The 17,010-nt window shown below is 64.2% G+C and carries 13 protein-coding genes, 1 pseudogene and 2 CRISPR repeat arrays; of the genes and pseudogenes, 5 read left to right on the forward strand and 9 right to left on the reverse strand.

Annotation, left to right across the window (positions count from 1 at the left end; translation table 11 throughout):
• Nucleotides 1–91 precede the first annotated feature (91 nt).
• A CRISPR array of direct repeats spans nucleotides 92–669; the repeat unit is 29 nt; unit sequence ATGCTCCCCGCACGCGCGGGGATGAGCCC.
• 139 nt (nucleotides 670–808) lie between these two features.
• Entirely contained in the window at nucleotides 809–3,034 is a 2,226-nt protein-coding gene (locus ACWIGI_RS39390; RefSeq protein WP_454208749.1) for a 3'-5' exonuclease, read from the forward strand.
• A 90-nt stretch (nucleotides 3,035–3,124) separates the two neighbouring features.
• Here the strand turns inward: ACWIGI_RS39390 and ACWIGI_RS39395 are convergent, their stop codons facing one another.
• Both ACWIGI_RS39395 and ACWIGI_RS39400 read right to left on the reverse strand, forming a co-directional pair.
• The gene (locus ACWIGI_RS39395) at nucleotides 3,125–3,316 is read right to left on the reverse strand and encodes a DUF397 domain-containing protein (RefSeq protein WP_454208750.1); all 192 of its coding nucleotides are present in this window, start codon (nucleotides 3,314–3,316) and stop codon (nucleotides 3,125–3,127) included.
• The gene (locus tag ACWIGI_RS39400; RefSeq protein ID WP_454208751.1) at nucleotides 3,313–4,206 is read right to left on the reverse strand and encodes a DUF5753 domain-containing protein; all 894 of its coding nucleotides are present in this window, start codon (nucleotides 4,204–4,206) and stop codon (nucleotides 3,313–3,315) included. Before ACWIGI_RS39400 ends, ACWIGI_RS39395 begins: the two co-directional genes overlap by 4 nt.
• A gap of 196 nt (nucleotides 4,207–4,402) precedes the next feature.
• Between ACWIGI_RS39400 and ACWIGI_RS39405 the strand changes: the two genes are divergently transcribed.
• Entirely contained in the window at nucleotides 4,403–4,621 is a 219-nt protein-coding gene (locus ACWIGI_RS39405; protein ID WP_454208752.1) for a hypothetical protein, read from the forward strand.
• On the forward strand, nucleotides 4,618–5,070 hold the full coding sequence (locus ACWIGI_RS39410; RefSeq protein ID WP_454208753.1) for a hypothetical protein: 453 nt from the start codon (nucleotides 4,618–4,620) through the stop codon (nucleotides 5,068–5,070). The genes ACWIGI_RS39405 and ACWIGI_RS39410 overlap by 4 nt, the downstream gene beginning before the upstream one ends.
• Nucleotides 5,071–6,335: 1,265 nt before the next feature.
• Nucleotides 6,336–6,607: a CRISPR direct-repeat array (repeat unit 28 nt; unit sequence GGCTCATCCCCACGCGTGCGGGGAGCAC).
• Between the two features lie 40 nt (nucleotides 6,608–6,647).
• Here the strand turns inward: ACWIGI_RS39410 and cas2e are convergent.
• Together cas2e and ACWIGI_RS39420 are read right to left on the reverse strand one after the other, a co-directional pair.
• A pseudogene (cas2e, locus tag ACWIGI_RS39415) lies at nucleotides 6,648–7,025 on the reverse strand (type I-E CRISPR-associated endoribonuclease Cas2e).
• Nucleotides 7,019–7,168: a hypothetical protein gene (locus ACWIGI_RS39420; protein WP_454208754.1), complete on the reverse strand. Its 150-nt coding sequence runs from the start codon at nucleotides 7,166–7,168 to the stop codon at nucleotides 7,019–7,021. Before ACWIGI_RS39420 ends, cas2e begins: the two are co-directional and overlap by 7 nt.
• A 220-nt stretch (nucleotides 7,169–7,388) precedes the next feature.
• On the opposite strand from ACWIGI_RS39420, the gene ACWIGI_RS39425 reads away from it, so the two are divergent.
• Nucleotides 7,389–7,760: a hypothetical protein gene (locus ACWIGI_RS39425; RefSeq protein ID WP_454208755.1), complete on the forward strand. Its 372-nt coding sequence runs from the start codon at nucleotides 7,389–7,391 to the stop codon at nucleotides 7,758–7,760.
• 102 nt (nucleotides 7,761–7,862) lie between these two features.
• The gene (locus tag ACWIGI_RS39430; RefSeq protein WP_454208756.1) at nucleotides 7,863–11,297 is read left to right on the forward strand and encodes an NB-ARC domain-containing protein; all 3,435 of its coding nucleotides are present in this window, start codon (nucleotides 7,863–7,865) and stop codon (nucleotides 11,295–11,297) included.
• A gap of 23 nt (nucleotides 11,298–11,320) precedes the next feature.
• Here the strand turns inward: ACWIGI_RS39430 and cas6e are convergent, their stop codons facing one another.
• The 5 genes from cas6e to ACWIGI_RS39455 are packed head-to-tail and all read right to left on the reverse strand — an operon-like array spanning nucleotide 11,321 to nucleotide 16,464.
• Nucleotides 11,321–12,058, reverse strand: coding sequence for a type I-E CRISPR-associated protein Cas6/Cse3/CasE (gene cas6e / locus ACWIGI_RS39435; RefSeq protein ID WP_454208757.1), 738 nt, complete (start codon nucleotides 12,056–12,058; stop codon nucleotides 11,321–11,323).
• The gene (cas5e, locus tag ACWIGI_RS39440) at nucleotides 12,055–12,912 is read right to left on the reverse strand and encodes a type I-E CRISPR-associated protein Cas5/CasD (protein WP_454208758.1); all 858 of its coding nucleotides are present in this window, start codon (nucleotides 12,910–12,912) and stop codon (nucleotides 12,055–12,057) included. The genes cas6e and cas5e overlap by 4 nt, the downstream gene beginning before the upstream one ends.
• Nucleotides 12,909–14,273 (reverse strand): type I-E CRISPR-associated protein Cas7/Cse4/CasC, encoded by a 1,365-nt coding sequence (locus tag ACWIGI_RS39445; protein ID WP_454208759.1) that lies wholly within the window; start codon nucleotides 14,271–14,273, stop codon nucleotides 12,909–12,911. Before ACWIGI_RS39445 ends, cas5e begins: the two co-directional genes overlap by 4 nt.
• A gap of 2 nt (nucleotides 14,274–14,275) precedes the next feature.
• Nucleotides 14,276–14,836 (reverse strand): type I-E CRISPR-associated protein Cse2/CasB, encoded by a 561-nt coding sequence (casB, locus tag ACWIGI_RS39450; RefSeq protein ID WP_454208760.1) that lies wholly within the window; start codon nucleotides 14,834–14,836, stop codon nucleotides 14,276–14,278.
• Nucleotides 14,833–16,464 (reverse strand): type I-E CRISPR-associated protein Cse1/CasA, encoded by a 1,632-nt coding sequence (locus ACWIGI_RS39455; RefSeq protein ID WP_454208761.1) that lies wholly within the window; start codon nucleotides 16,462–16,464, stop codon nucleotides 14,833–14,835. Before ACWIGI_RS39455 ends, casB begins: the two co-directional genes overlap by 4 nt.
• Nucleotides 16,465–17,010: the final 546 nt, after the last annotated feature.

Raw genomic sequence — 17,010 nt, forward strand, 5'->3', positions numbered from 1 at the left:
CGCGAGCTATACCAAGGACAGCTCGTCGGCAGGCTCAGATGAGGAGACGTGAATAGCCCTCGGGGACGTTCTCCACGATCACCGCCTCATAATGCTCCCCGCACGCGCGGGGATGAGCCCGGGCTCACCTCGTCGAGCGAAGGTCCGCGGAGATGCTCCCCGCACGCGCGGGGATGAGCCCTCGGCGTGCGAGTGCATCGAGAGCTTGCGGTGATGCTCCCCGCACGCGCGGGGATGAGCCCTCCCTCGCGACCCTGAAATTGAATCCGGGCAAATGCTCCCCGCACGCGCGGGGATGAGCCCAACCTTGGCTGGTCGCACTACTGGGAATTCTTATGCTCCCCGCACGCGCGGGGTTGAGCCCAGGAGATCATCGACGGTCCACAACATGCGGTGATGCTCCCCGCACGCGCGCGGATGAGCCCGCGGTACCCACGGCGCCGATGCCGGTCTTGACATGCTCCCCGCACGCGCGGGGATGAGCCCGGTCGTTCTCGGTGGTCATGCTGCCGATCCTCATGCTCCCCGCACGCGCGGGGATGAGCCGTGGTGGCCGGTCGCCGAGGCGCGCCGCCGGCAATGCTCCCCGCACGCGCGGGGATGAGCCCTCAGACGATCGCGGCAGAGCTGCGCACCCAGAATGCTCCCCGCACGCGCGGGGATACGCAGGCCGACTCCCCGTTGGCCACACCTCACGGGTGAGACAATTCCACCCACAGGTCGACGCCGCCGCACAGGGCATCCGAAAACCGACAGCACCGTGCGCGGCAGAGTTGGGGTTTCGACGCGGTGAGCGGAGAGGGCTGCCATGGCATACGTGGTGATGGGCACGCAGGTCAAGGCGATGCCGAAGCTTGACGGGTCGCTCAAGGGGAAGGTGTTCGACTTCCTGCAGAAGATCCAGATCAATGACACCACACCGGGTTTGCACATCGAGCCGATCAAGAACTCGGTGGACTCGCGGGTTCGGACCGGGCGGGTGGATCTGAAGTTTCGGGCGGTGTTGTTTCGGGTGGACGGGTCCGCGGGGAGTACCTACTACATCTATCTGGGGACGTGGCCGCACGATGACGCCATCGCTATGGCGGCCAAGTCGGTGTTGCGGGTCAACCCGGTGAACAACGTGTTGGAGGCCATACTCGGAGGCACAGAAGGGAAGTCGGGTCGGCGTACGCCGACCGTAGTGCCCGTTCCCGCCGGCGATGTGGGGTTGGCCGGGACCGGCGAGTTGCCGTTCCTTGTCAAAGTTGGGTTCACATTGACCGCACTCACCGATCAGCTCGGACTTGCCGAGGAAGTGGCGGCGCGGGCGCTCGCGGCTGCCGATGACTATGTGATCAACGAGCTGGCGGCCGAGGTCGGCGGGTGGCAGGGGAACGCACTGCTCGAACTCGCTTGCGGCACGGGGATTGACGAGATTCGGGACAAGCTCGGGTTCACCACGTCGTCGATCGACCGTAGCCGGGGCGAGAGTGATCAGATCATCGAGGCGCTGGAGACCCCGGCGTCGCAAATGCAGTTCACGCTGATCGACAACAATGACGAGCTGCGGCGGGTGCTCGAAGGTGGAGACTTCGCAGCCTGGCGGACCTTTCTGCATCCGGAGCAGCGAGACTATGTCGCGCGGGATTTCAGCGGCCCGTTCCGGCTTTCGGGCGGCGCCGGCACCGGCAAGACGGTGGTGGCGATTCATCGTGCGCGAATGCTCGCCAAGCGAGATCCCAACGCGCGCATCATCTTGACCACGTACAACAAAGCCCTCGCGATGGGCCTGGAAGCGGATCTGCGCGTGCTCGATCCGGACGTGCGGATCGCGGACCGCCCCGGGGAACCGGGCGTATACGTCGCGGGTATCGACAAGCTCGCCGGTGCCATCGCACATCACGCCACCAGCCTCACCGGGGCGCTCGACGCGCTGTTCGGACCCAGCGGCCGCGGCTACTCCCCGAAGCGAACAAGAACCGATCAGGTCTGGCGTACCGCCGCGAAGTCGGTGCAGAGTGGGCTCGAAGCACGGCTAGCCAACCCCGGGTTTCTCGAAAACGAGTACGTGTCGGTCATTCTCGCGAACAAGGTGTCGACAGCTGATCAATACGTGAAGGTGGCCCGGGCCGGGCGGGGCGTGCGGTTGAGCCGGGCGCAGCGACTCTCGGTGTGGATGTTGACCGAGGAGTTCCGGAAGCGCAGCCGCACCGAGAAGAGCCTCAGCTTTCCCGAGGTGCTGGCGGTGGCAGCGGAGCATCTCCAGCAGCGAGTGAGCGCGGGCGAACCCCATGTCGCCGACCATGTTCTGGTGGACGAGGCTCAGGACCTGCACGCGACCCACTGGGCACTGTTGCGTGCCCTGGTGGGCGACGGACCCAACGATCTGTTCATCGCGGAGGACTCGCATCAACGGATCTACGGACAACCGGTTGTGCTGTCCCGCTTCGGAATCAAGATTGTCGGACGGGCTCGCCGACTGACGCTCAACTACCGGACCACGGCGCAAAACCTGCATTTCGCGGTCAACATACTGGCCGGCGGTGACTATCACGACCTGGAACAGGGCGAGGAGTCCACGCACGGCTACCGGTCGGTGCGACTGGGACCCAACCCCCAGCTCATCGAGTGCCACACGGCCACAGATCAATTCGATCGCATCACCGATCTGGTGTGGCAATGGATCACCGACGGAGTCGATCCGGGAACCATCGCTGTACTCACGCGGGGACAGCACGACCGCGACGAGTTCGTGACCGCCCTGGTGACCCGAGACATCGAAGCTCGAGCGCTCGAGAGCAATCCAGCCGCTCCAGGCGTAGTGCAGGTGCTCACCATGCACCGATCCAAAGGCATGGAGTTCTCGCGGGTCATCCTCGCCGGGGTTGGCGAAGCACACATGACCGCGGCGGGCGGAATGCGCGCTGTCCTCGAGGAGGAACGCGACGAGGCCATGCTGAGGGAACGCTCACTGCTCTATGTCGCGGCGAGCCGGGCTCGTGACGAGCTCGTGGTCACCTGGCACGGGACGAAATCGCAGTTGATCGGCTGACGATTGACTCGACGTCGCCATCGCGACCGGCGAGAGATGGACGAATGCCTCCGCGCGATGCGTTGCGAGCGAAGGCACTCGGCTGTCACGTCAAGCCTGCCAGATCCCGCTCTCCAGGAAGGCATCCCACGCATCGGCGGAGAACCACAACTCGGGCCCGCCGGGGTGCTTGGAGTCCCGCACGCCGACGCGGGCGACGTCCTGGTACACCTCGACACAATCGTTAGCATTCGAAGATCGACTGGATTTGTACCACTGCCGAACGGGCGGTTGACTGTTCACGCCTCGTACTCCTTCGCAACTCGTAACACCAGATCTCGGGTGCCTGCTTCAGACAACGCTACCGCTCGCAAGGCCGAGATCGCTTCCTGATACCGACCCACAACGTCAGGTTGCTCGTGGTAGAGCGCGCCGACCGCACCCTCGAGGTAGACAACGGTCGGTTCGACCAAACCCCCTTCCGAACGCGGGAATTCGAGCATGTGGAACGACTGAATCACCAATCCGCGGTGCGGGCTGGTACTGAACGGAACGACGCGAACACTGATGTTGTCGCGGTTGCTGACCTCCACCAGCCATCGCATCTGCGCTGCCATCACGGCGGATGTGGCCGGCTGGTGCCGCAGGGCGGCCTCTGACAGGAGCACGTCCATCGCGAACTTGCCCTCGCTCAACCTGGCCTGCCTGCGTTCGACCAACTCGATCCTGCGCTCGACATTGACGGCCGACAGCCCAGGAACCTCCAGGCGAGCGAGCGCCCGCCGGTAGTCGGCCGTTTGCAGCAACCCTGGGACCAAGACGAGTTGGTGCGCGATGGCGCGATCGGCAGCCGCTTCCAATCGCAGAAAATGGGGAAAGTGCGGTGCGATCTGATCCGCGTACGGCTGCCAGAATCCCTTCGAATTCCCTTGCATTTTCTGCTGTTTCGCTTGCTCCCTGACTTCGCCCCACAGCCGAAGCGCCTCGGATCGGACGTCCGGTCTAACCTTGTACAAGTCGAGCAGCTGAGCGATCTGCGATGTCGCGATCTTGGTTGGGATCCCGTCCTCCATACGCAGCAGGGTCTGCTTGGACGTTTCGATATGCAGTCCCGCCGACAGGCTGCTGACCTTCGCTTCTTCACGAATCTGACGAAGGAACTTTCCAAATGCCCTACGGGAAACGGTGCTCATTTCATTAGCCTCGCTATCCGGGTTGACACTTTCTGGACCGTACCAATCTGGCCCGCCCACCATAATTTCACGGCCATTCCAATTCTCGCGGTGCATTGACTCAATCCGATGTCTACTTGACCCACAGCACAACCGGCGGCCTCGGCCAAGTCGCCGTTCGACGACCAAAGCGATCACCGACCAAGGAGACATTCAAATGCTTTGGGAATCCTGGGTTTTGCTAGTCCTGTTTCTCGGCGGCCTGCTCACCGTGATCGCAGCACTGGTGGCCGACCTACGCGAAAACGACGGCCACCATGATCGACCGGCCGTGCTCCCCCTCGAGTTGTCCACCGGCAGCAGCTATCCCATGATCTCGCGCTGCTTGCACGGGAAGCACCGCGCAGCCGGCCCCGATCGAAGGCGGCACCCATGACCGGCGTCTCCTCGCGACTCGATCACCACCCTGTATCGGCGTACCGGGTCGACCTCCGCTATCCCCACGGTGTCCGGGCCCTACTGCACCCACATCGCCACTGCACCCCCGGCCCCGGTCAAAGCACCACCAACTGCGGCCGGCTGCGCCAACTGCTCGAGATCGCAGAACGCAACGAATGGCATTGGGCAACAGCGATGCTCACCCCGATCAAGCCGGTCAGGGACACCACCGAACGCTACGGCCCACGCCTGAAAATGCTGGAAGAACACACGGTCGGCACGTCAGAGAGCCGAATGACCCAAACCGAAGCGATCGAAGCCAGGGTCTACCACCGCGACTGCGATCCACCCTGCGCCCGGGCTCGCGCCGCAGCCGAACGATTGAACGACGACTTCGGCCCGAAACCCGCGACCGTACTGCGCTTTCCGCATCGCCTGGACCTTTGATCAAAGGCACAGAACCCGAACGGTCCGAGATTCGACCAATCCTTCGTGTTCCCGGCCTGAAGACACTACGCGTCGCAAGTCAATCGTGATGGATGGCGGAAGCCCAAAGATCACACCTCCATGCCGAATCTCCTTGCCGCACTACATGACGCACACGACATGACAGAGACCGATACTGTAAGCGTAAGACTTGCTATCACCACCGTGCCGGCCGAAGCACGCAGTCCACCCTCTGAACAGAGGAGCAACACCGATGATGGCCCCGGGTCCCCGATCGAAAGTGAATGAAAACTGCCCAACCATCGAGAAAACATGCAGGTCAAAAAGTATGCTCCCCGCACGCGCGGGGATGAACCCTGACTCCCTTCTACGCCGACTGGCGAATCCGGATGCTCCCCGCACGCGCGGGGATGAACCCTACGCGGCGATGAGCGTGAAGGTCATGACGTCATGCTCCCCGCACGCGCGGGGATGAGCCGGGATCGGTCGGCGCGCTGGTGTCGTCGGTGGCATGCTCCCCGCACGCGCGGGGGATAAGCCCACGACAACCGTGGCCGAAACGGTTCGCCCGTCGACGCAGGGTCCGGCGTGCGGGGCTCGGTGCCAGACCGAGCCAGCGCTCGCCGTCACCCGAGCCGTGTGACTGACGTAGGGGGCTACGCCGTTACCCGTTGTCGCCAAATGGATCACGTTCAACACACCACCCCCGGCGTCGAACCCAGCAGTGGAACAGTGACATTCGCCCCGCTGCCACGATGGTCTGGCGTGTTCGACTTACAGCACCGGACATCTCGGATTGTCCGGGGCGGGTTCTCCCGCAGCGCTCACCGACAACTCGAGCAGCGGCGTCGCCAGCCCGCCACGCTCCCTCAGGAATCGCACCCACTCCGGCAGCAGCACCAACGCTTGCTCACGGACGGCGCCAGGCCGCCAGTCACCGATCAACGCCCTGTGATAGCCCGCTCGATGCGGTGAAACGCGGTCCCCCGGTTCTGGGGATGGCATCCAGGTACCACTCCAGAATGATCTCCTCGACCACCTCGGGAGCAACGTCCCGCGACGACCGCCCGCTACGCCACGCCTGGAAGGCATGGAGCACCGGCACCAGGAAGCCGACCTTGTTGTCCGGATGGCTGGGCCATTCCTTCCCCCGACGATCCCACGCGACCGCGAACTCGCCCAGCCCGCGCGTGGCGCGGAACCAAGGCTCATCCCCGCGCGGCAGGGAGCACCTCGACGACTCCGGTGTCGTGGTCGACGCCCAGGGCTCATCCCCACGCGTGCGGGGAGCACACCCACGGCACTTCGGGTTTGGTGCCCATCCAGGGCTCATCCCCACGCGTGCGGGGAGCACGAGAAGATGTGGCGGACGGAACTGAGCCCCGAGGGCTCATCCCCACGCGTGCGGGGAGCACTTCGCCAGTGCCGTGTTCTCCACGGTCATCACCGGCTCATCCCCACGCGTGCGGGGAGCACCTCTATCTCTGGCGCCGCGGCGCTGTTCATCGGGGCTCATCCCCACGCGTGCGGGGAGCACACTTCCTGACCAGCAGGTCTTCGCGCCAACAGGCCGATTTTCATTCACTTTCATTCGTGGCCTTCTTCGTACGACTACGGACCGCCTTTCGATATCTGCTGGCCTTGCTCCACCCTGCCCGGGGCCTGCTGGGCTTGTGATCGCCCGGATGTGGACGACGCATCAGGAAGACGCCGTCGACGTCGACCGGCTCCCATTCATGTCGATGGACCTTGAAAGCCAGGCGTTGTTCAGAGCGCGTGGAGTAGATCATGATCGCGCGGCCGTCCTTGGACAGTTCCGTAACGCGCTCCCACATCAGGTCCCGCACCCGCGCACCGATGATTCCGACGAAAACTCAGCGACTGACCTCGAGTAGCCAGCGGGTCAGATGCCCACGCAGACCTGCTGGGCAGGCACTGAGGACAAGGACTACCACGGGACTTCCTCATCGTCGTAGGCTACGCCGCCGGCGACATTGCCGGTCCTGTCCCATAGTTCGACGATGTCGGTGTCCCACTCCTGACCCGCGCCCGGATCGCCAGGCATCAGCAGTTCGTGGACGTCTTTACAGCAACTCATCGCCACCCATCCGGACGATGCCGACAGACTCCGCCGGCCCCGACCGCACCACAAGACGGACTGCACGAGATCAGCGAGAACTACGAACCGGATAGCGTTGGCGTACCGGACAATTCATCAACTCTCGCCACCACCACGTTCCAACCGATCCGAGAACCTACCACCGCCACATGTGTAGCCTGATTACCGCGTAGTCAGCGCGCGCCAGGGAAGGATGGGCATGGACCCGATCACTATCATCGTCACAGCTCTCATCGCAGGCGCCGCAGCGGGCGGCCAGGATGCCGCTTCAGCGGTCGTCCGCGACCTGTACACCGCGCTTCGCAACCGCATCAACCGTGGCGGCGATCCCGAGGCCGTTGCGGCAATCGAGGCCAACGAGAAAGCGCCCGGCAGCAACGTGGACGAGATCGCAGCCCTGCTCGATCGTCGCAACAACACCCCGGATTCCGAGGCGGAGGCGGCGGCGAAAGCCCTACTGGCACAACTGCCATCCAGTCACGTCGAGCAGGCACGAGCACAGATCGATCTCCGACGAGCACAAGGCGTCCAGATCGGCGACAACAACGTCCAGCACAACAACTTTGGGTAGCTGGTCGGGCCCACCGAGCGGATCGCGAACCCGCATCGCCTCAGGCTGACGTGCGGGACGGCGTGTTCGCATTGATCGCCCTGAACCAGAACGGATCTCGAGATGGCGGCGCACGGTGCCGAACAGCGTTTGGCCAAAAAGCCCGACCAGGCAGCGACCCACTACGCACGATCGAATCACGTCTCGCAAATCGGCAATAACAACGCCCAACACAACCATTTTTACCCCCCGAGCGTCGCCGATCCCATCGCACCGCCGACTGGCGGCTACCTCCCCTCCAACCCTCATGGGTATGTGACCCGTGATCGCATAATCGACGAGGTACGCACGGCGATCGAGGACGCGAGAGCCAAGACGACGTCCACCTCGGCCGTGGCGCTGGTCGGTATGGGTGGCGCTGGAAAGTCGACTCTCGCAGCCGCGATCGCGCGGGATTGCAAACCCGCCTTCGCCAATGACGTCTACTGGCTCAAAGCCGAGCAGGGCATGACTGCAGTCGACCTACAGCAACAATTCGCCAAACAACTGGGGTCGGCCGAGCTGTTCTCCAGCACCGAAGAAGGCAAACATCATCTGGCACGTTTGCTCGGTGCCCGAGCCGTGCTGTTGGTTGTCGACAACGTGTGGAGCATCGACACGATACCGGCGCTGGGCGTCGTTCGTGATCATGGAGTGCTGCTGTTCACCACGCGCGATCGCGGCATCGCGCAGGCCATCGGCGCCGCCGAGCACGAGGTGGCCGAATTGGGTCTCGACGAGGCTCTCGCTCTCCTGGACAAGCGAGCCGGACTGGGCAACAGACGACGCCCGCCCGTCGCGGACGAGTTGTGCAGGTGGGTCGGGCAGCTGGCGTTCGGAGTCGCCCTCATCGGCGGAATGATCACCGCGAGAGGGGGTCACATACGGGACTGGCAAGGCGTCTGGGATGTGCTGCGATCTACCGATGTTCAGGCGATCGCGAACGAAGTCAACCCCGACGAGTACGACCATTCCAACGTTCTGGCCTGTATCGCACTGAGCATCGACGAGTTGCCCGATGACGACCGGAACCGATATCAGGAACTTGCCGTCTTCCGCGACCGCGGCCTGGTTCCACGCTCAGCTATCAACGCGCTGTGGGCTTCCTCGGACATTGGTGCCGCAGACGCTGATTTGCTGCTCACCCGCCTCGTCAACAGATGCCTCGTACAGCGAGAAGGAACCGATGCTTCCGACGACGTTTCGTTCACCTTGCACGACCTCGAATTCAAGGTGGTCCACCATGAGTTGACCAAGGCCCGCGATGTCGAGTCCGCGCATCGCCGCCTCATCGGCGGCTACTACTCGTGGATACAGCGGGACGAGCGAGTCGAAGTCACCGGCGGCGCACTCGCGAAACAGTGGGCTGCCGGGCCCAATGACGGCTACCTGCTCCAGAACCTCGCGTTTCACCTGACCAACGCGAACCACTTTGAGCTGCTCTCCGAGCTGCTGACCAGTTATGCCTGGATGACACGCAAGCTCACGGACACGGACATCGCTCTACTGCTGACCGACTACTCACATCAAAAGCCCTTGCTGGCGCCGGTGGCGATCGTTCACGAAGTACTCCAGCTCTCATCACATGTACTGGCCACCGAACCTGGTCTGCTCCCGGGTCAGCTCATCGGTCGACTGCTCGGCGACGAGGATCCGGGGCTTCGCGCACTCGTGGACTCCGCGCGCCCACCGAACGGACAGTGGTGGATGCGGCCCCGGACTCCCGGCAGTCTCACCCAACATGGCGGGCCGCTCGAACGTCGCCTGCCCGGTCAGGGATCGCCCGCCAAAGCCGTGACGTTCACGCCCGACGGCCGATTCATCGTGTCCGGCGACGGCAACACCGTACGCGTATGGGAAGCGGCGACCGGCCGATTCATCGACACGATCGATCACCATCGGCAGCACGTGACCGCTCTGGCCGCGACGTCGGACGGTCATCAGATCGTGTCGGGCAGTCTGGACGGAACGGTTCGAGTGTCGGCCCTGGCCACGGGACGCCAGGAAACCGTTCTACCGGTATCGGAGCAGGTCTTCGCGGTGGCGGTCACTCCCGACAGCAAGTACGTCGTGGTCGGGTGCAGCGATCGGAACGTGCAGGTGTGGAACGTGGCCGACCAACGCATGGAGTACGACCTGCCGGGCCATAACGGGCGTGTGACCGCCGTGGCGGTGTCCTCCGACGGCCGGATCATCGTGTCCGGCAGTTACGACAAGACAGTCCGAGTGTGGAGTACGGACAGTCGCAGCGGACGTGAGCTGGGCTGGGACAAGCGCGAGATCGAGGCTGTGGCAATCTCGGCCGACGGCCGATACGTCGTGTCCTGTAGTCGCGATCGAACCATGGTCTGGGATACGCACGGCGGCGCCACATCCGAGCTCGAATTGCCCGGCCGCGGAGTGCATTCCGTAGCCATCAGCGCGGATGGCGCACACATAGTCACCGCGGGGCGCGACAAGATCGTCCGGGTATGGGATCGGCAAAGTCTGCGCGTGCGCGAGATGCCAGGTCACACCGACTCCGTTCAGGCCGTCGCTATCTCTCCGAGTGAGCAGCACATTGTCTCCGGCGACAGAGACAATTCTGTTTGCGTGTGGAGATTTTCGCAGGATCAACGCCCCGGAACCTCGACGCTCGATCACTCCCGAGAAATCGAGATGATCGCTTTCACAGGCGACGGCCACCGTGCGCATTTCTCCGGCCGCGGAAGCACTTTCAGCGTGTGGGATTGGCAGAGCGCCGGCATCGACCATCCGCTGCACGAGCAGCTCGGCGACAGTGCAGCGACGGTCGTCGGCTCCACCGAACGGCACCTCATCCTCGGCGGCAGCGACGGGAAGGTGCAGGTTTGGGATCTAGTGGAAAAGCGACTGATACCCACGACAGACGCTCATACACAACGGATCACAGCAGTGCACCCAACCGCCGATGGCCGGCATTTCGTCACCGCGAGCAGCGACCGAACGGTGAAGGTCTGGGGTCTACCCGGCGGCCAACTCGAACGCACCCTGACCGCTCACCGCCATGAGGTCTACGCGGTCGTGGTCACACCTGACAGCCGGCAGATCATCTCCGCCGGCTTCGACCGCTTCGTCCTCGTCTCGGACCTGGACAGCGGCCGGGAGCTCTGCCTCCTGCACGGCCCCGATGAGGAGGTGACAACGCTGGCGGTTACCTCCGACGGACGGTTCATCGTGGCCGGCGGCAAAGACCACAGGGTGTGGGTGTGGGATCGCGAAGAACCGAAAACCCCACGTCCCCTCGTCGGCCACACGGATCGCATCCGCACGGTAGCGGTCACCGCAGACAACCGGTACATCCTCTCCGGCGGCGACGACCGCACCCTGCGGCTCTGGAGTATCGCGACCGGAAGTGAACTGGCGCGCTGGATTACCGACACGGCGGCGATCACCGCATGCGCCACCCACCCGAGCGATTCCAGCACAGTGGCCTACGGCGACAGATCGGGGCGGCTGGCCATCCTGTCACTTCATGGCCCGACGCCGAGTCACGACTGATCCCGCGGAGTCCGAAGCCACGATCAGCTCTCGTCCGCGCCGATCGGTTTCATCAGCAACAGCCCGCACCCATAGGCTTTGGCACGACCGATCCCGCCGATGATGGCGTCGACGAGAACCTCCGGATCGGTGACTTCCAGTTCACCCCGCACCTCCGCCCTACCGATCCGCAAGCCGGGCTTGCCCCCAACATGACTCAGCTTGGGGAGAATCCGGACATCGAGGCGGTCGGGGACGGCGATCGCACCGATTCGACGAACTCCACGCTCATCGACCGGGGACTCGCCCACGGGCTGGAGACGGTCCACGAACCACCGCCGAGCGTGGGCAGGTGTGTTGTCGGCCAACCTCTTCAGTTCGCCGCGGGGTGCGGCGGACTCGCCACGCGGAACATGCCGGCCGCTCATCCGCACCGGGTTGACCACCACGCGGAAGCGGTATCGCTGGCCTGTTTCCACCTTCTGGTCGATGTTGAGGATCGCCGGTTTATCGATCAGCTGCCGTGTGTCGAGGCGGGACCAGTCCGGCGGAACCCGCGACTGCACGACAACGGTGAGGATGTGCCTTCTGAGATCGATGTTCGACGTGTGCAGGACGCCCATCTGGGCACGAGCGTCCCGCTCTCCTTCCTCGACCCACCCGAGGAACCCCACCATCACGAGTCGATGCATCGCCTGCGCGTCGAGCAGTGCCCGCTGGGATTCCGGATGTCGCGCATTCAGCTGAAGGATGCTGTGGCAGGTGACCAACGGGGTGCTCACGAAGCCTCCCAGGTGATCGCCGGTTCAGTGATGACCATGGACTGTCTGCGTTCCCACCGCTGCGTGTGGACCCGGCCGCGGGAGGAGAAACTCATCGGCTGGTCCTGCGTCGCGGTCGAATTCGGCTCGTTGGGACCAACCTCCAACCACGCGTACGGCTGGGAGACGGTGGCGTTGGGTAGCAGTGCGGTGCGCTGCAAGACCGCGGCGATGTCACCGGCGTGGACGCCATGGTTGAGCCGCTCGGCGGGTGGACAGTTCTTTCGCCCCAACCAGAGCATTCGCCGCGGATGATCCAGCCGGTCGCCGAGCCGGACCAGCAACTCCCGGTCCTCGCACGAGACCGCCGCCACGAACGCGGCATCGGAGAGGTACCACCGCGTGGTGATGAGCCCGGAACGACCCAGGGCCGATTTGGCCCTGAGCGTGCCGGTCGGGGTGGCTGCGATCTCCTTCGGGGCGCCGTACCAGTCCGCGACATCGAATGACCCGAATGGAGCCGGTTGATCGGACTCGCCCGGAAGTCGAGCCGGCGGGATACGCCGCTCATCCAGCAGCAGATCACGCGGCCGGATCGGAAATGTGCCGCCACCGACCGTGTGGTAGTCGCTGATCAGTACACCGGGCCGATCAGCCCGAACCCCGAATCGCAGGCCCGCGAGCCGCTCGAGCGGCAACGCATCCGAATAGTCTCGACCACTCTCGTCGCGCTCGTGCCCATCCGCCGCCGCCAGCAACCCGATCACCCCGCTCTTGGTGGGCCGATCCGGATCCGTGTCGCGGTGCTGAAACTTGGAGAGCCTCCCCCACGCCTGCAACGGACCCGCCAAGCGGATCAGCAGCGTCGATATCACCGAATTTCCCCGTGCGCCAGGCCCTCGAAGGAGTCGACGAAAGCTATGGACGCGCCATCGAACTCGCCCGCGGAAGCTCCGGCCTGATCATCGGTCCGGAATCCGTCGATGTCGATGTCGTAGGTCAGTGCCTTGCCCGCGGACAGGCCGGGAAGTTTCGCGGCGGCGAACCGATGCTGGGTCAGGAGTCGCGCCACGGCTTGCGTACTCACCGCCTGACCATTCGCGACCAGCGGCCGCTCGAAGGTTGACGCGTAGTTGACCGGACGCGAACCACTCACTGCCAGAATAATTTTCGGCAGCGTTCCTTGGGCTCCGGTGTTGTTCTTCTTCGCCATCGGCACCGCGTGACAGAACGCGTCGACGAAGGCGTGTTCGGCAGCGTCCGCCAGCTCCGCGAGCCGCTCCGCCGGTACGCCGGCGCGCTGAAGATTTCGACGAAGCTGCGCCCGATCGAGGACGGCGTTGCGATAGAAGGTGCCTGAGGTCAGGCTTTGGTAGCCGGTCATCGCCGCGCCGCTGTCGTCACCCGACCACCCCTCGATCGCGTCGAATCCAGTTCTGATTTCCGCGTTCCTCCGGTCGTTCTTCCGGTCGTCCACCGCCGTGAAGAAGTCGTCGTCGACCTGTGCCGCGTCCACCGTGAAGGAGTGCATCGACTGGATGGCGCCGTCGACACCGTCCGCTTCGGCGATCTCCGCGAGCATCCGGCCGAAGAGCGCGATGTCGATCGCATCGGCTGGAGCAAGGGCCGCCACGAGCGCCCTGCGTACTTCTCCCGGAAGGGGAGTCACCGCCGGCTTCTGCGCGTCGTCCTCGTCCGACTCCGCGGACTTGGCGGTCCGCTTCTTCCCATTCTTCTTCTCGACTTCCAGGCGTTCGGCTTCCACCCGCAAGCGGGTCATTTCCGCGTCGAACCACTCTTCGAGCGGGGCAGGAGGACTGTGCAGGATAGCCGCCAACGCAGCACCGGAATCCGCGGGAGCGAAGACGGCCACCTTGGTCTTCATCAAATCCTTCCGCGTGTCCTCCTCGAAATTGAGCTTCAAGTGCGACAGTGCCAGCCGTGCAATCGAATTGGCCCTGTCCTTGGTCCAGCCCAGCTTCACCAGCTCCTCGGAGGTCGCGATCGCCCACTCGCGTGTCCTGATCCCGAAGCTGTGGTTCGCGAGTGGGCCTCGGCCGTTGTTGGCCTGCGTCCGCATGTACATCCGCTCAGCACGCCGCCAACTCTGCGCCGATACCCTGGTGCGCGTAACTTCCCCGTAGACAAGCGATTTGGGCAAGTTGTTCTCATCGCGATTCAGGAGAACACCCGAGAACGTGATGATCGAGTGGAGCGAGAGGTATTGGTTGTCCACGGTCAGCGCAGCTTTCTCGAGTTGGACTGAGGAAGGTAGAAGTCGCGGGCCCAGCTGTGCTGAACAGTGCGCGCCGGATCCGTCCAGCGGAGTAGATCGATGGTGAGCTGATACCAGTTCGGAGGCGTGGCGGCGTCCGCGCGAATGAGGTCGATTCCGTGCTGGACGCGGCGAAACGGGGCTTCCCTGGATACCAGGATCTGACTTATCAACCGAACGCATCCGGGATTATCGGTGCCTCGGTGCCCTTGCGCGCCAACCTTCGTCAGCGCGAATGCCACAGACCCCGAGCCGCGATGAAGCTGCGACTCCCCCGCGTGGAATCGCGCGAACAAGAATGCGACCGTCTCGAACACCTCGACCGCATTCGAGCTGAGCGGAGTGCCCCTGGGAGCGGCGAAGTTTCCCGCGAGTAGCCGCGCCACCGTTTCGGCCCGGGGCCGCCGCAGCTCGGCCAGGTACCCGGTGTTTCGCGCTTCCATCAGGCCACCGAGCCATCCGGACAGGGACGCGGCTGCTTGCTCGCCGATCGTCCGTTTCGGCGGGCTGTCAGTCTCGGTCATCGTGATCCCCACTCCTTGAAGGAGCGGGCCCGTAGCCCGCTCTGCAGCTTGTCGCGGGCCCGGACCCTTGCCTGCCAGCCCTGTGCGTTCGGTGTCAATGACCTCAGCTTTTCGTCGAGCGCGTCGATCGCGATGGCCCGGATGGCGTCGGCGTGGCTGTGGAGCTCGGACTGCGGGTCATGTCCGACAGCAGCACCCTCCAACGCGCGATGGAACGAAGCGTCGGCCCTCGCCCACAGGTACGTGGTGGCATCGAACCGCTCCATGAGGTTCTTGCGTTGCTTCGGTGGGCAGGACGGATAGGCGTGGACGAATGCCGCGGACGCGGCGTCTTTCAACGCCTTGACCGCGTCCTCGGTGATCTGCACGCCCACCTCGGACACGAGCTTCATCGCGCTCTTCCGATCAGGCTCGGGGTCGAAGGGGAAGGTGTCCCTGACCCAGCCACGGACATCGTTGTTCTTCGCATCCAATCCGACGACGAGCAGTCGAACGGGCCGGCGTAGCTCGCTCCCGAGCAGGTTGAAAAGACCGTCCCCGCGGCCGGGCGCGAGACTGGCCGAATAGATGGCGTGCACGTCGCGCCACAGAGCGCGATCCACGCTGGCCTGTAAGGGCTTTCCCTTCACGAACACCGTGTCGTACGCGGTGTAACCGTCGCTGTCGTGTTCGGCGGTGACCGTTTCACCCATACCCAGGAGCACACGATCCACCACCGGCCCACCTTCGCCCGCTGGCACTCCGCGCAGGAGAACTCCCCGGCCGACGGTGCTGTGCCAGTCGGCGGGACCGTCCAAAGTCCGGACTTCCCTGAGGGATTTGAACAACCGTCGTGGCCGGTCGGACCAGGTCGCGTTGAAGGTTCCACCGGAAGGACCGATGCTGAGGTTGAGTCGGAGCGTGTCCCCGAGCGTCTCGCCGACAGCCAGGACTCTGACACGGGTCCCGAGCCGACCCACGGCGCCACGGGTGAAGGAGTCCCCGTAGCCGACCGTGCTCGCGAGTTCCTTCACCACCCCTTCGGTCTTCACGCGACCACCGAGTCCGTAGCAATGCTGGGTGACCATCGCCAGGAATGCGTCTCGCGCGCTGACGGGCTCGGGATCGCACAGATGCACATGATCGGCGAACTGGTTGTAGTTCTTGGCACGTTCGAGCATCAACTGGACAGGGCTGTAGCCGCACGTCCCGAGGACCCCCGCCAGCAGCGGGTTCTGCCCGAACGGGCGGATGGGGTCGAAGAGGTCGAAACGCCCCGCACTGTCACTGCTGGACAACCAGTCCACAACGTCGTCGAGTGGCCGCTCGTCGTCGACCCACTCGGACCACTCATCGGGCGACCGCGGAGTGAATCCTGCGGCATGACAAACGGCAAGAAGAAGTTCGTAGCAGGCTATCTCGGTACCGGGAGACGGGTGCGTGATCGCAAGCGCGTCCTCGTCCGCCGAGGCGAATACCTCCCGCAGACTGCGCCAGGCCAGGCTAGGCCCAGAGCGACCGCGCTCGACATGCGAATCGCGGGCGATGTCGTCATCTCGGCGGAGCTCACCGGTCGTGAGAACAGGTAGGCAGGGTTGTGACAGCAGGTCGTAGCTGACCACACCACAGTCATTTTCGGCCAGAGACACCCGTGATCCTCTCGGTCCGACCACGTCGCAGAAGAAAGTCGAAAGCACCGGACCGCCGCTCGCAGTTGCGAGGGTAGTGACACCCGATGGCCGCCCCGCCCGAACGAACAACACCAAACCCAACCGGCTCGATCCCGAGCACAAGCACCCCCTGACGCGACCAGCTTCTCATCAAATCGCTTGCAGCGTACGACTTCCCATCGACATCAGCCAGAAATGCGGATCAATCCGGCGTCTCGCCCTACGCCAGTCGCGATCAGCAGCCGACCGAGGCCCGGTGACACCTTCGGGCTACGCGCACTCGACGCAAGCAAAGCTGGAGCTGTCGCGTCCAGCAGAGTGGTGTAGCTGCGCGTACCTCGGCCGATTCGACTGGCCCCGACATCCAAAGCAACAACGAATGCCCCACCCCTGCCACCGATAGTCATCGTCAGCAGGCACGGAGTCCCTCATGATCATTCCTACCCACTTGAACCTGGCCCAGGAGTCCGCCACGTGCGGGGAGCACCTGCTGGCCGTCGACCACGCGATGGTCCACGCGGGCTC

The organism is Nocardia sp. NPDC055321, assembly GCF_053645575.1.

Bases quoted from the DNA above. Each gene is read 5' to 3' on its own strand.
- ACWIGI_RS39390 (WP_454208749.1), top strand. From the start codon at position 809: ATGGCATACGTGGTGATGGGCACGCAGGTCAAGGCGATGCCGAAGCTT.
- ACWIGI_RS39400 (WP_454208751.1), bottom strand. From the start codon at position 4,206: ATGAGCACCGTTTCCCGTAGGGCATTTGGAAAGTTCCTTCGTCAGATT.
- ACWIGI_RS39405 (WP_454208752.1), top strand. From the start codon at position 4,403: ATGCTTTGGGAATCCTGGGTTTTGCTAGTCCTGTTTCTCGGCGGCCTG.
- ACWIGI_RS39410 (WP_454208753.1), top strand. From the start codon at position 4,618: ATGACCGGCGTCTCCTCGCGACTCGATCACCACCCTGTATCGGCGTAC.
- ACWIGI_RS39420 (WP_454208754.1), bottom strand. From the start codon at position 7,168: ATGAGTTGCTGTAAAGACGTCCACGAACTGCTGATGCCTGGCGATCCG.
- ACWIGI_RS39425 (WP_454208755.1), top strand. From the start codon at position 7,389: ATGGACCCGATCACTATCATCGTCACAGCTCTCATCGCAGGCGCCGCA.
- ACWIGI_RS39430 (WP_454208756.1), top strand. From the start codon at position 7,863: ATGGCGGCGCACGGTGCCGAACAGCGTTTGGCCAAAAAGCCCGACCAG.
- casB (WP_454208760.1), bottom strand. From the start codon at position 14,836: ATGACCGAGACTGACAGCCCGCCGAAACGGACGATCGGCGAGCAAGCA.